The sequence below is a fragment of the Halomonas huangheensis genome (assembly GCF_001431725.1).
Classification (GTDB): domain Bacteria; phylum Pseudomonadota; class Gammaproteobacteria; order Pseudomonadales; family Halomonadaceae; genus Halomonas; species Halomonas huangheensis.
On the sequence record NZ_CP013106.1, the window covers coordinates 2,671,265 to 2,683,911 of the forward strand.

A 12,647-nucleotide genomic window follows, 5' to 3' on the forward strand; every position below is an offset into this window, starting at 1 on the left:
AAAGATGAATTTCCGAAAAAGACAGCGTCCCAATGTCTGAGACAGCCATATTTTTCGCTTGAAACTTTTCATGAGTCTAGCCACCAGAAACAATTCATCAAGTCATTTCTTACCTTTCTCAAAGCATTCACAACCAATTAGAAAAATCATACAATCTAGATATTTTTTCTTTAATTTTCATATATTTATTAAAATAATAAGCCGCAAGCATTACTATAAAAAACATACCAGATCAACAATAGGATCAAGCAGCCACATCGGATTTACTAATTTTCTAATATCACCTAACAACAAAAAAACAACACCAACACTCTTCAACAAACCATCATGCAAGCCAACTAAAATATTAGAAACCCAACAACAGGAAAACCAAATTTCCACAAACATATGGCTTTTCAAAAAAACATTCTTGAAAGAACACAGTCAGGCATTACTATCCAAAGGCACATCGCCTGAAAAAGGACATTAAAAATTATAAACAGGGAAACTTCCCGGCCTCGGCACACTCTTGAAACCGCTCAAGCCGGCAAAAAAAATAAACCCGCAGACGGGACTCCATAACAAGGGGCTACACAACAAGGGGCTACACAACATGAGTGACCTGGGAAAGGTGCTGCGCTATTGTCGACGCAGTTTCCTGTATGTCGGGCTATTCAGCATGTTCATCAACCTGTTGATGCTGGTACCTCCGCTCTACATGCTGCAGGTCTACGACCGTGTCATTACCACGCGCAGTGAGGAGACACTGCTGATGTTGACACTGGTCGTGGTGTTTCTGTTTCTGGTGATGGGCGGACTGGAGCTGATGCGCTCGAGAATCCTGGTAAGGGTCGGCAACAAGCTGGATGTGCTGATCAGTCCACGCCTGTATAGCGCCATGTTCCAGCGTTCACTGATGATGCCCGGCAAACCATCGGCCCAGCCGTTGAACGATCTCACCACCATGCGCCAATTCCTGTCCGGGAATGGTCTTTTCGCATTCTTCGATGCGCCATGGGTCCCGGTGTATATTGCCGTATTGGCGCTATTTCATCCCTTGTTCGGCCTGTTTGCCGTCATCGCAGGTGTGATTCTCGGTGTTATCGCCTTGATCAATGAGTGGATGACCCGAGCACTGCTCAGTGAGGCCAATGGCCAACATGTCGCAGCCCAGGATCTGGCCAACAGCAATCTACGCAACGCCGAAGTTCTGCACGCGATGGGAATGTTGCAGGGCATCCAGGGGCGTTGGACGGCACGCCATCGCGAGTACCTGGTGCTGCAATCCAGGGCCAGTGACCGAGCCGGATTGCTGACCAATACCTCCAAAGTGCTGCGCCTGATGTTCCAGTCACTGATTCTCGGCCTCGGGGCATGGTTGGTGCTGGCGGGCGACATCACTCCCGGCATGATGATTGCCGGCTCGATTCTGATGGGACGCGCTCTTGCTCCGATCGACCAAATGATCAATGGCTGGAAGAGCTACTCCGGCGCGCGTACCGCCCGCGGGCGGCTAGAAGAGCTGCTGAATACCATTCCGGCAAAACCAGCTGGTATGCCCCTACCACAACCACGGGGTGCCTTGACGCTTGAAGGTGTCAACGCCGCGCCGCCGGGCGAACGTTTGCCAACCCTCCATGACATCAACTTGAAGCTGGCGAAAGGCGAGCAGATCGCCATCGTCGGGCCAAGCGCTGCAGGCAAATCAACCCTGGCGCGGGTTGTGCTTGGTATCTGGCCGACCCAACTCGGCCACGTGCGCCTCGATGGCGCCGATATCGGTCAATGGGACCGCACCGCGCTGGGTCCACACCTTGGATACCTACCTCAGGATATCGAGCTATTCGACGGCACCGTAGCCGACAACATCGCTCGTTTCCAGGAGGTCGATGCCAATGCTGTTGTCGAGGCAGCCCTTCTTGCCGGCGTACATAGCATGATCCTGCGTCTTCCCGAGGGCTATGACACCTGGCTGAGTCATGGCGGAGCTTCTCTCTCTGCCGGTCAGCGCCAACGCATCGGGTTGGCCCGTGCACTTTATGGCAGCCCTGTCATGGTGGTGCTCGATGAGCCGGATGCCAATCTCGATGAAAACGGTGAATCTGCCCTCGCCGAATGTCTATTGCAGCTGCGACAGCACCACACCACCACGCTGATCATTACCCACCGCCAGCATCTGCTGCAGCAGGTCGACCGAATACTGGTGCTGCGCGATGGGCGAGTGGCATCACTTGCACCACCGGAACGACTTTCCGCTGTCGCCCGCAGAACCGCAGCCGGCAACTCCGTATCCGGCGTCACCACCTTACGTCCCAGCGCTCGGGGGCACAGCAAGTCACATGAGGAGCCGAAATCATGAGTGCCACTTCCGATGTCGCGGAGCAGAAGGAAGAACTGCCACTGCAGGATCGTAAATACCGGCGACTCGGCATCGTCATACTGCTCATCTGCTTCGGCGGATTCGGCAGTTGGTCGGTGCTGGCCAATCTGTCGGTCGCCGTGGTCGCCCCGGGCTCGGTCTCGGTCGAAAGCTTCACCAAGACCATTCAGCACCTTGAAGGCGGCATCGTCGAATCGATTCTGGTTGAGGACGGCGACCACGTTCAGGCCGGGGATGTGCTGGTCGAGCTCGACGACACTCAGACTCGCTCACAGAAGCAGATCGCAGAGGCAAACTATTTAATCTCTCGTGCCAGTGAAATCCGCCTACTGGCCGAGCAGGCCGGTGCCGAATCGTTGGAATTTCCGCAGGAACTGGTCAACTCCAGTCATTCACGGGTACAGGAGGTACTGGAAGTCCAGCGCCGTCTGTTCACTTCGCGCCGCGAGTCGCTGCAAGGCACCCTCGCCTCCCTCGATGAGCAGATCGTCCAGTTGGAACAGCAGATCGTCGGCCTTGAGGAGACGCAGCAGATAACCGCACAACGTATCAGTTCACTCAACTCGGAAGTCGCCAACCACCGAAGGCTGTTTCGCAACGGGTTGATCAACAGCCAGCGGATGCATGAAATGGAGCGAGAAAGTCTGGAATATCAGAGTGATAATGCGGGCCATGCCGCCGAAGTCGCACGACTGCGCTCGCAGATCAGCGAAAATGCTCTTCAGAAACGCATCCAGGTTCAGGAATTCCAGCAGCAGGTCGGCGAGGCCTTGCGTCAGGTCCAATCCGAGGTCACGGATGCGGAAGAGCGTCTTATCGCTCTCACTGAACAGTTGCGTCGCACGGAAGTAATTGCTCCGGTATCGGGTACCGTAGTCGGACTCCAGGTACACACCCTGGGCGGGGTGATTGGTGGTGGTGATCCGTTACTGGATATCGTTCCGGCCAGTGACGGCTTCATCGTCGAAGCCCGCATCGCCAATCACGACATCGATCACATCTATATGGGCCAACCCGCGGAGATTCGCTTCAGCGCCTTCAACCAGCGCCTGACCAACGTCATCGACGGAGAAGTCACCCATGTCAGCGCCAACAGCTTCGAAGACGAAGCAACCCGCAATCGCTACTACAAGGTGCGTATTCGCGTCACCAAAGCAGGACAAGGCGACATGACAGACGACATGCGATTACTGTCGGGCATGCCGGCAGAAGTCATGCTCCAGACCGGAGACCGCAGCTTCGCCAGCTACATCGCCAAACCGGTGACGGATATGTTGGCCAGAGCGATGAGGGAGGAATGAAGGCGTAAGAAGTAAGAAGTAAGAAGTAAGAAGTAAGAAGTAAGATGTAAGATGTAAGAGGTGGTGTGCCCCCAGTTGAAGGCGCTCCAGCCTCGTCCCTCGCTCCCATCCTGGTTATACTCCCGCCAAAGCGACTATGGCGGGCTGATGAAGTCTTGACCCGCCCTCCCCGACAGGATGTCGCTGTCCGCCCCTGACAGAGCTCGAAGGAGGAGCCCCATGAGCTACGATATCGTCCTCAAGCGCGTATATCAGACTATTCAAGAGGATGATGGGGCACGCGTGTTGGTAGACCGTCTCTGGCCACGCGGCCGGCGTCGTGAAGCCCTGGCGCTGGCCGACTGGTATCGCGATGCGTCCCCCAGCCATACCCTGCGCCGTCAGTATCACGATGAAGCCATCAGTCGCACTGTTTTCGAGGTGCGCTATCGCGGCGAATTACGTGACCAGCCGCAGAGTCTTATCCCGCTGATGAAGCAGGCCCGTCAGGGTCGTCTGACGCTGTTGACTGCCACTCGAAGCATTGATGCTTCCCATCTACCCATCCTTCGTGACGCCATTATCGAAGCACTGCAGCAAGAGGACCAGGCGGATGCCCTGCCCTCATCACCGCCGTGCTATGGGAAGGGGGAGGAGTCGTAAGCCGTACCGTAAGCAACGAGCATCCGGCTGCGAGCCGAGAGCTGGCAAGCACCGCATTGCGGCTCACAGGAATCCGAGCCGGAGACGGGGTTATTTCCCTTTTCCCTCTTGAAACTTACAGCTTCTAACTTACCGCTCGGGTTTGGTCAGCGCTGAAACACCCGATTCAACCCGTTCTGCGCCGCGACACGATAGGCTTCAGCCATCGTCGGATAGTTGAAGGTCGTGTTGACGAAGTACTTCAGAGTGTTGGCCGCACCCTCCTGCTGCATGATCGCCTGACCGATGTGCACGATTTCCGAGGCCTGGTCGCCGAAGCAGTGGATACCGTAGATTTCCAGGCTCTCCTGGTCGAACAGGATCTTGAGCATGCCAACCGTATCGCCGGTAATCTGCGCCCGCGCGGTGTCCTTGAAGAACGCGTGGCCCACTTCGTAAGGCACCTGCGCTTCGGTCAACTCTCGTTCGGTACGGCCGAAGGAGCTGATTTCGGGGATGGTATAGATCCCGGTTGGCACTTCGGTAACGTAACGGAAGTCGCTTTCCAGCAGCTTGTTGCAGGCATTGAGTCCCTGATCGTACGCGGCACTGGCCAAACTCGGCCAACCGATGACGTCGCCTGCAGCAACGATATGAGGAATCTCGGTGCGATAGTGTTCATCGACCTGTAATTGCCCACGCCCATTCGCCTTGAGACCGATATTCTCCAGGCCCAGTTCATCGGTATTACCGGTACGTCCATTGGCCCACAGGAAAGCATCAGCACGCAGACGCTTGCCTGATTTGAGGTGAACGGTCACACCATTGTCGGTGCCCTCGACACGCTCATATTCCTCATTGTGACGAATCAACACACCGTGCTTGCGCAGGTGATAGGACAAGGCATCACTGATCTCGTCATCGAGGAATGACAGCAGACTGTCGCGGTTATTGATCAAGTCGACCTTGAGCCCCAACCCTGAGAAGATCGAGGCATATTCACAGCCGATAACCCCCGCACCAAAGATGATCAGGGTACGCGGTGAGTGCTGGAGCCCGAGGATAGTATCAGAGCAGTAAATTCGAGGGTGGCGGAAATCGATGTCCGCCGGTCGGTAGGGACGTGAGCCAGTGGCAATAACGATCTGCTCGGCAACCAGTTCGTCCTGCTTGTCAGCACTGCCTCTCACCACCAGAGTATGCTCGTCCTTGAAACGCGCAATCCCCTGATACAGGTCAATGCGATTACGGGCATAGAAGTTGGTGCGCATGACGACCTGCTGATCGATGGTCACACGCGAGCGCTCGCGCACCTTGGGAAAGGAAAACCAGCGCGGCTCGCCAATATCACGAAACATGCTGTTGGTATTGAACGACATGATCTGGCGCACCTGGTGACGCAGCGCCTTGGAAGGAATCGTACCCCAGTGAGTACAGTTACCACCGACGTGGGATTGCTTCTCGATCACTGCGACGCGCTTGCCATGCTTGGCCGCATTGATCGCTGCACTCTCTCCGGCTGGTCCGGTACCGATCACCACCACGTCATAGTTGTGGACTGCCATTGTCTCTCCTTACTGGGGTACTCGCGAAACCGTGATTCCGACAAATCAGGTCTATGCTTCAGAAAGCCAGCACATGCAATGCCCGCGCTTCTACGTGGACGGCGCCCCTCGGGGCGCCGTCTATTTGCCTATGTCGATACTATCGGCTCGATGCCTTCAGCCATCTCAACGACGAGTGGCATCGTAGCCGAGATCGAGTCCGCGGTTCTCATCGCTACGTCGACGTGAACTACCGCTACGCTTGCGGGACTCCTCTTCGCAAACCTCATCCTTCCCGCCGCAGATCTCGCAACCGTCCTTGAGGCCCAGTTGGTTCAGCCCACCGCAGGAACCGGCAATCGGTTTACGCCCGACAATAACTCCAATTGCCATCGCCGCTACGACCAACAACATGGCAACAAGCACGATCAGAAAAATACCCATCTTCAACTCCTCGCCTACGGTCGGCGTACGGTACTGCCTGTAGGCAGCACTCGTTGATTATCGTCACCCTTGACTGATGACCACTACATTCTGTGTGAAGTTCCAGAAGTGGCAGATTGTCATGCTGGGTGTCTTCAAGGTTCACGGGATGTCCGGGAATGGTGATCACCCTGCGAGTGGGACGTCTGGCGAGTCTCATCACCGCCGTCATCAACATGCCCTGACACCTCGTTGGACGCCTCCATTATGCCAGAAAATGGTGGATTCCGATACGCAGAAGCCGGCCCTGAGGCCGGCTTCTGGCAGTGCTTGAGGATCAGCCGCCAAAGTCATCCAACAGGATGTTCTCGGGCTCAACCCCCATGTCATTCAACATCTTGATCACGGAGGCGTTCATCATCGGCGGCCCACACATGTAGTACTCGCAGTCTTCCGGAGCCGGATGATCCTTGAGGTACATGTCGTAGAGCACATTGTGGATGAAGCCTGTCGGACCTTCCCAGTTATCTTCCGGTTGTGGATCAGACAGCGCCAGGTGCCAGGTGAAGTTGTCGTGCTCTTCAGCCAGCTTGTCATACTCTTCGTTGTAGAAGGTCTCACGCCAGGAGCGCGCACCGTACCAGAAGGTCATCTTGCGCGTGCTGTGCAAACGCTTGAGCTGGTCGAAGATATGACTGCGCATCGGCGCCATACCAGCACCGCCACCGATGAAGACCATTTCGGCATCAGTGTCCTTGGCAAAGAACTCACCAAAGGGACCCATGACCGTCACCTTGTCGCCTGCCTTCAGGTTGAAGACGTAAGTCGACATCAGGCCAGGCGGATGACTGGAGTTGGGCGGAGGCGTGGCGATACGGATATTGAACTTGAGAATACCCTTCTCTTCCGGATAGTTGGCCATCGAGTAAGCGCGGATGACCTCTTCGGAATTCTTGTGGGAGATGTTGAACAGGCCAAACTTCTCCCAGTCGCCGCGGTACTCTTCTTCAACATCAAAATTGGAGAAGTTGACGTCATAGGGCGGAGCAACCAGCTGCACATAACCACCTGCACGGAAAGCGACTTCCTCGCCTTCCGGCAGCTTGAGGTTAAGCTCCTTGATGAAGGTGGCAACGTTGGGGTTCTCGATGACCTCACATTCCCACTTCTTGACGCCGAAGACCTCCTCGGGCACCTCAATCTTCATGTCCTGCTTGACCGGAACCTGGCAGGACAGGCGCCAGCCGGACTTCTTCTCGCGCAGGGTGAAGTGTGATTCCTCGGTCGGCAGGATCGAGCCGCCACCGTCGCTGACGCGGCAGCGACACTGGGCACAGGAGCCACCGCCACCACAGGCGGAAGAAAGAAAGATGCCGTTGGCTGCCAGAGTGTTGAGCAGCTTGCCGCCGGCTTGAGTAGTCAGGGTATGCTCGGGGTCACCATTGACCTCGATGGTCACGTCGCCAGTACTGACGAGCTTGCTGCGGGCCGCCAGAATCACCGCCGTCAGACTGATGACGATAACGGTGAACATGATGACGCCGAGCACGATGACTGTTGTATCAACCATGTCGGTTTCCTATTGCTAGCGTTTCCGTGTACCCGGCGGCAAAGGCCGCCGGATCGCGCTCAGAGCTGAATGCCGGAGAAGGACATGAAGCCCAGCGACATCAGGCCCACAGTGATGAAGGTGATACCCAGTCCCTGCAATGAAGCAGGCACGTCACTGTACTTCAACTTCTCACGAATACCGGCCAGTGCCGTGATCGCCAGAGCCCAACCAAACCCTGCGCCAAGCCCGTAAACCACAGACTCACCGAAGTTATAGTTACGCTCGACCATGAACAGAGTGCCGCCAAGAATGGCGCAGTTCACGGTGATCAGCGGCAGGAACACACCCAGGGCGTTGTAAAGCGCGGGCACGAACTTGTCGAGGAACATCTCGAGGATCTGGACCAGAGCGGCGATAACGCCAATGTAGGACAGCAGCCCCAGGAAGGTCAGATCGATGTTCTCGGCACCGGAGATACCCGTCCATGACAGCGCGCCTTCCGCCAGCAGATACTTCAGGATCAGGTTGTTGACCGGGACAGTGATGGTCAATACCACGACCACCGCAATACCCAGACCAATGGCTGAGGAGACCTTCTTGGATACCGCCATGAAGGTACACATGCCAAGGAAGAAGGCCAACGCCATGTTCTCGACGAAGACCGAAGCAACGAAGAGGCTCAGATAATGTTCCATCTTACACGGCCTCCTTGGGCTCGGTGTTGGCCTTCATGACGAACTCATTGCTCTCGATCTGTTCAGGATTGATCGCGCGCAGCGCCCAGATCAACAGACCGATAATGAAGAACGCCGACGGCGGCAGCAGTAGCAGACCATTGGGCACATACCAGCCGCCGTTCTGCACGGTTTCGAGGATGGTGATGCCGAACAGGCTACCGGCACCAAACAGCTCGCGGAAGAAGCCGACAGTCATCAGGATGAAGCCATAGCCCAGACCATTACCGATGCCATCAAGGAATGACAGTCCCGGAGTATTGGTCATGGCGAAGCCTTCGGCACGGCCCATAACGATACAGTTGGTGATGATCAGACCAACAAACACCGACAGCTGCTTGGACATGTCATAGGCGAAGGCCTTGAGCAGCTGATCAACCACGATAACCAGCGACGCGATGATGGTCATCTGCACGATGATCCGGATCGACGACGGGATATGGTTACGAATCAGCGAGACAAACATGCTGGAGAAGGCCGTGACGAAAATCACCGCTATCGTCATGACCAGCGAAACGCTGAGGCTACTGGTAACCGCCAGTGCCGAGCAGATACCGAGGATCTGCAGGGCGATGGGGTTGTTCTTGAAGATGGGCGTGACGATAACGCCCTTGGGAGTCGGTGCAGACATGATCAGGCTCCTTCGCTTGCGTCGGAAGTGCTGGCAGCTTCATCAGCACTGGCCTGTGGGGCATCAGCACCTTCCACGCCGCCACGGAAGCGCGCGAGGTAAGGACCGAAGCCTTCCTGTCCCAGCCAGAACTGTACAAGATGGGTCACACCGCGGCTGGTCAGCGTTGCGCCAGACAGCGCGTCGACTTCGGTCGATTCGCTCGCACCACCCTTGACCAGTGCAATGGACGGTTCCATGGCGTCGGCAGATGCATAGACCTCCTTGCCTTCCCACTGGGCCTTCCAGCGCGGGTTATCGACTTCGCCACCCAGACCTGGTGTCTCGGAATGGGAGAAGAAGGTAATACCACTGATGGTATTGCCATCGCCTTGAATCGACAGATAACCACGCATCAGTCCCCAAAGACCCTGACCGCGAATCGGCAGGATGATCTGCTCAGGACTATCGGTATCACCGACCAGGTAGACCGTGGCGTACTTTTCCTGACGATTGATGCCCGCGATATCGCGTTCACCGGACAGTGTGCGCGACTGAGCCGGATCCTGAGAAGCTTCATAGCCATCGAAGGTCTCCGGGTCCACGGAATCCGTGTACTCACCGGTTTCCAGGTCCACTACACGCGGCGTAACAGCACGAGAGAACTCATCCTGTACGCTCATGCCCTGCTCATAGAGGTCCGCCACCGCCAGGATATTGGTCTTGCGGTCCAGCTCCTGGTTGAGCTCCTGCTTGGAACGCAGGGCAACGGCAGCAGTCGAGACGATGATCGAACACACCAGGCATAGTGCGAATGCAACCGTCAGGATCTTCTTGATGGAGTTGTTGCCTTGTGCCATCAGTCGCTCTCCTTGGCCACCACGGCGGTGCGCTTGGCACGACGCTTGATGTTGGCCTCAACAAAGAAGTGGTCGATGAGAGGCGCAAACAGGTTGGCGAACAGGATCGCCAGCATGATGCCCTCGGGGAAAGCCGGGTTGACCACGCGGATCAATACCGTCATCACACCAATGAGAGCGCCAAAGATGTACCGGCCTGGATTGGTCATGGATGCCGATACCGGATCCGTGGCCATGAACACCATACCGAAGGCGAAACCGCCCAACACGAAGTGCCAGTACCAGGGCATGGCAAACATCGGGTTGGAATCGGAACCTACAAGATTGAAGATCGCGCTCATCGCCACCATACCGAGGAATACCCCCAGCACGATGCGCCAGCTGGCGATCCCCATACCAATCAATACCACCGCACCAATCAGAATCGCCAATGTCGACGTCTCACCGACAGAACCGGGGATGAAGCCGAGGAATGCATCCCACCAGCTGTACTGATCCTGAAGTGCCGCCATACCGCTGGTGTAAGCGGTAGAAAGTGGCGTCGCACCAGTAAAGCCATCCGCGGCAACCCAGACCGAATCACCAGAGATCTGCGCCGGATAGGCAAAGTACAGGAAGGCACGACCGGTCAGCGCCGGGTTGAGGAAGTTCTTGCCGGTACCGCCGAAGATTTCCTTGCCGATCACCACACCGAAGGTGATACCCAACGCCACCTGCCACAACGGGATGGTGGTTGGAAGAATCAGCGCAAACAGCACCGAGGTGACGAAGAAACCTTCGTTGACCTCGTGGCCACGCTTGATGGCAAACAGTACTTCCCAGAAACCACCGACGACAAAGGTCACCAGGTAGATGGGAATAAAGTAGGTGGCACCCAGCACAAAGTTGGACCACAAACTGCCAGCCTCATGGCCACCGGCCAGGGTCAGCAGGATCATCTCGCGCCAGCCGCCCATGCTCTCGAAACCACCGGCAATGGCGGCATTGGCCTGCCAGCCGGCATTCCACATACCGAAGAGCATGGCCGGGAACGTGCAGAACCACACCGTGATCATGATGCGTTTGAGATCGATACCATCACGCACGTGAGCAGTGGTCTTGGTCACACTCGGCGGTGCGTAGAAGATGGTGTCGACCGCTTCATACAGCGGGTAGAACTTCTCGTATTTGCCGCCCTTGTGGAAGTGCGGCTCGAGATTATCGAGTGTCTGTCGAATACCCATCATCAGGCCTCTTTCTCGATCATGGTGAGGTTATCGCGCAGGATGGGACCGTATTCGTACTTGCCTGGGCACACGTAGGTGCACAGCGCCAGGTCTTCCTCATCCAGTTCAAGACAGCCCAACTGCATCCCTGTCTCGATGTCGCCGACAATCAACGTACGCAGCAACTGCGTCGGCAGGATGTCCAGCGGCATGACCTTCTCATAGGCCCCCACCGGCACCATGGCACGTTCGGAGCCATTGGTGGATGTGTCCGGCGCGTAGTTGCTCAGACCCTTGATCTTCGAAAGGTAGATACCCAATACCGAATGACGGTTACCACCGGGTGACAACCAGCCCATGAAGGCACGCTTGTTACCCTCTTCAAGCAGGCTGAGCTGATTGTGGAAGCGTCCCAGGTAACGCAAGCCGCCTTCGGCAGTGAAGCCAGAGAATACACCGCCACTGATCACTCGAGTATCGTCCGGAGCCTTCACCTCACCGGCCAACAGCTCATCAGTGCTGGCACCAATACGGGTGCGTACCAGACGCGGCTTCTCGGCACGTGGACCACCGATGGCGACAACGCGACGCGTATCCAGCTTACCTTCGCTGAACAAGGCACCGATGGCGATGACATCCTGATAGCCGATATGCCATACACGACGCTGCAGAGACGCCGGAGACAGGTAGTGGATATGAGTGCCAACCAGACCAGCCGGATGCACGCCACCGAAAGTCTCGTGCTGAACACCACTGACACCGACGCCTGGCACGCTGACATCAGGCGCGGTGCACAGGAACACCTTGCCCTCGGTCAGACGCGTCAAGACCTTGAGACCATCTTCGAATGCCTCGGCACGCTCACCAATCACCAGCGACGGATCGCCAGCCAGCGGCTGAGTATCAATGGCGGTGACAAAGATATCCTGAGGTATGGAATCGAGGGCTGGCGTGCGCGAAAAAGGGCGTGTGCGCAATGCGGTCCATAGACCGGACTCGACCAGTTGATCGACCACGGTCTGACGCTCGAGCTTGTCCAGGCCATCCCGGCCATGTGCGGTGAAGGCCACCGCTTCCTCACTGTCGTCAACCTTGATCACTACCGACAGAAGTCTACGCTTCTCACCACGGTTGACCGCCACGACTTCACCAGCCGCCGGTGCCGTGAAACGCACCCCATCGACCTTCTTGTCGGTGAACAGTAGCTGGCCCAGTTTGACCTTGTCCCCTTCCCGGACCTCCATGGTTGGCTTCATGCCAACATAGTCGGTCCCCAGGATTGCCACGTGACGAACCGGCCGCGCATCCTCGATACGCTGCTCCGGCCCGCCCGCGATGGGGAGATCCAGGCCTTTCTTGACTTCGATCATAGTCTCGCCCAGTTGATGGATCGTTGAATGATGGACAGGGGTTCGATGGAAATGAGAGGAATTCTTGT

11 protein-coding genes are annotated in these 12,647 nt (G+C 56.4%); 3 read left to right on the plus strand and 8 right to left on the minus strand.

Going from position 1 to position 12,647, the window contains the following annotated elements:
• Positions 1-592 precede the first annotated feature (592 nt).
• The 3 genes from AR456_RS11670 (at position 593) to AR456_RS11680 (ending at position 4,302) form a co-directional block, all read left to right on the plus strand.
• A complete protein-coding gene (locus AR456_RS11670; RefSeq protein WP_021817202.1) occupies positions 593-2,338 on the plus strand; it encodes a type I secretion system permease/ATPase in 1,746 nt (581 codons plus the stop codon).
• Entirely contained in the window at positions 2,335-3,660 is a 1,326-nt protein-coding gene (locus AR456_RS11675; RefSeq protein WP_021817201.1) for an HlyD family type I secretion periplasmic adaptor subunit, read from the plus strand. Before AR456_RS11670 ends, AR456_RS11675 begins: the two co-directional genes overlap by 4 nt.
• Before the next feature lie 219 nt (positions 3,661-3,879).
• Entirely contained in the window at positions 3,880-4,302 is a 423-nt protein-coding gene (locus tag AR456_RS11680) for a DUF488 domain-containing protein (protein WP_021817200.1), read from the plus strand.
• A 146-nt stretch (positions 4,303-4,448) separates the two neighbouring features.
• Here the strand turns inward: AR456_RS11680 and sthA are convergent, their stop codons facing one another.
• From sthA to AR456_RS11720, 8 genes are all read right to left on the minus strand, one after another.
• Positions 4,449-5,846 carry a Si-specific NAD(P)(+) transhydrogenase gene (gene sthA / locus AR456_RS11685; protein ID WP_021817199.1) on the minus strand — a complete coding sequence of 466 codons (1,398 nt, stop codon included), beginning with the start codon at positions 5,844-5,846 and terminating at the stop codon, positions 4,449-4,451.
• 165 nt (positions 5,847-6,011) lie between these two features.
• Complete coding sequence (gene nqrM, locus AR456_RS11690) at positions 6,012-6,269, minus strand: (Na+)-NQR maturation NqrM (RefSeq protein WP_021817198.1); 258 nt, start codon at positions 6,267-6,269, stop codon at positions 6,012-6,014.
• A 316-nt stretch (positions 6,270-6,585) separates the two neighbouring features.
• Positions 6,586-7,818 carry an NADH:ubiquinone reductase (Na(+)-transporting) subunit F gene (gene nqrF / locus AR456_RS11695; protein ID WP_021817197.1) on the minus strand — a complete coding sequence of 411 codons (1,233 nt, stop codon included), beginning with the start codon at positions 7,816-7,818 and terminating at the stop codon, positions 6,586-6,588.
• A 59-nt stretch (positions 7,819-7,877) separates the two neighbouring features.
• Positions 7,878-8,495 carry an NADH:ubiquinone reductase (Na(+)-transporting) subunit E gene (gene nqrE, locus AR456_RS11700; protein ID WP_021817196.1) on the minus strand — a complete coding sequence of 206 codons (618 nt, stop codon included), beginning with the start codon at positions 8,493-8,495 and terminating at the stop codon, positions 7,878-7,880.
• Position 8,496: 1 nt separating this feature from the next.
• Positions 8,497-9,165 (minus strand): NADH:ubiquinone reductase (Na(+)-transporting) subunit D, encoded by a 669-nt coding sequence (locus AR456_RS11705; protein WP_021817195.1) that lies wholly within the window; start codon positions 9,163-9,165, stop codon positions 8,497-8,499.
• 2 nt (positions 9,166-9,167) lie between these two features.
• Positions 9,168-10,004 (minus strand): Na(+)-translocating NADH-quinone reductase subunit C, encoded by an 837-nt coding sequence (locus AR456_RS11710; RefSeq protein WP_021817194.1) that lies wholly within the window; start codon positions 10,002-10,004, stop codon positions 9,168-9,170.
• On the minus strand, positions 10,004-11,230 hold the full coding sequence (locus tag AR456_RS11715) for an NADH:ubiquinone reductase (Na(+)-transporting) subunit B (RefSeq protein ID WP_021817193.1): 1,227 nt from the start codon (positions 11,228-11,230) through the stop codon (positions 10,004-10,006). Before AR456_RS11715 ends, AR456_RS11710 begins: the two co-directional genes overlap by 1 nt.
• Positions 11,230-12,579, minus strand: coding sequence for a Na(+)-translocating NADH-quinone reductase subunit A (locus tag AR456_RS11720; RefSeq protein WP_021817192.1), 1,350 nt, complete (start codon positions 12,577-12,579; stop codon positions 11,230-11,232). The genes AR456_RS11715 and AR456_RS11720 overlap by 1 nt, the downstream gene beginning before the upstream one ends.
• Between the last annotated feature and the right edge of the window lie 68 nt (positions 12,580-12,647).

What these genes read in the sequence shown, in the direction of transcription:
- AR456_RS11670 (WP_021817202.1), top strand. Translation starts at nt 593, where the DNA reads ATGAGTGACCTGGGAAAGGTGCTGCGCTATTGTCGACGCAGTTTCCTG.
- AR456_RS11675 (WP_021817201.1), top strand. Translation starts at nt 2,335, where the DNA reads ATGAGTGCCACTTCCGATGTCGCGGAGCAGAAGGAAGAACTGCCACTG.
- AR456_RS11680 (WP_021817200.1), top strand. Translation starts at nt 3,880, where the DNA reads ATGAGCTACGATATCGTCCTCAAGCGCGTATATCAGACTATTCAAGAG.
- sthA (WP_021817199.1), bottom strand. Translation starts at nt 5,846, where the DNA reads ATGGCAGTCCACAACTATGACGTGGTGGTGATCGGTACCGGACCAGCC.
- nqrM (WP_021817198.1), bottom strand. Translation starts at nt 6,269, where the DNA reads ATGGGTATTTTTCTGATCGTGCTTGTTGCCATGTTGTTGGTCGTAGCG.
- nqrF (WP_021817197.1), bottom strand. Translation starts at nt 7,818, where the DNA reads ATGGTTGATACAACAGTCATCGTGCTCGGCGTCATCATGTTCACCGTT.
- nqrE (WP_021817196.1), bottom strand. Translation starts at nt 8,495, where the DNA reads ATGGAACATTATCTGAGCCTCTTCGTTGCTTCGGTCTTCGTCGAGAAC.
- AR456_RS11705 (WP_021817195.1), bottom strand. Translation starts at nt 9,165, where the DNA reads ATGTCTGCACCGACTCCCAAGGGCGTTATCGTCACGCCCATCTTCAAG.
- AR456_RS11710 (WP_021817194.1), bottom strand. Translation starts at nt 10,004, where the DNA reads ATGGCACAAGGCAACAACTCCATCAAGAAGATCCTGACGGTTGCATTC.
- AR456_RS11715 (WP_021817193.1), bottom strand. Translation starts at nt 11,230, where the DNA reads ATGATGGGTATTCGACAGACACTCGATAATCTCGAGCCGCACTTCCAC.
- AR456_RS11720 (WP_021817192.1), bottom strand. Translation starts at nt 12,579, where the DNA reads ATGATCGAAGTCAAGAAAGGCCTGGATCTCCCCATCGCGGGCGGGCCG.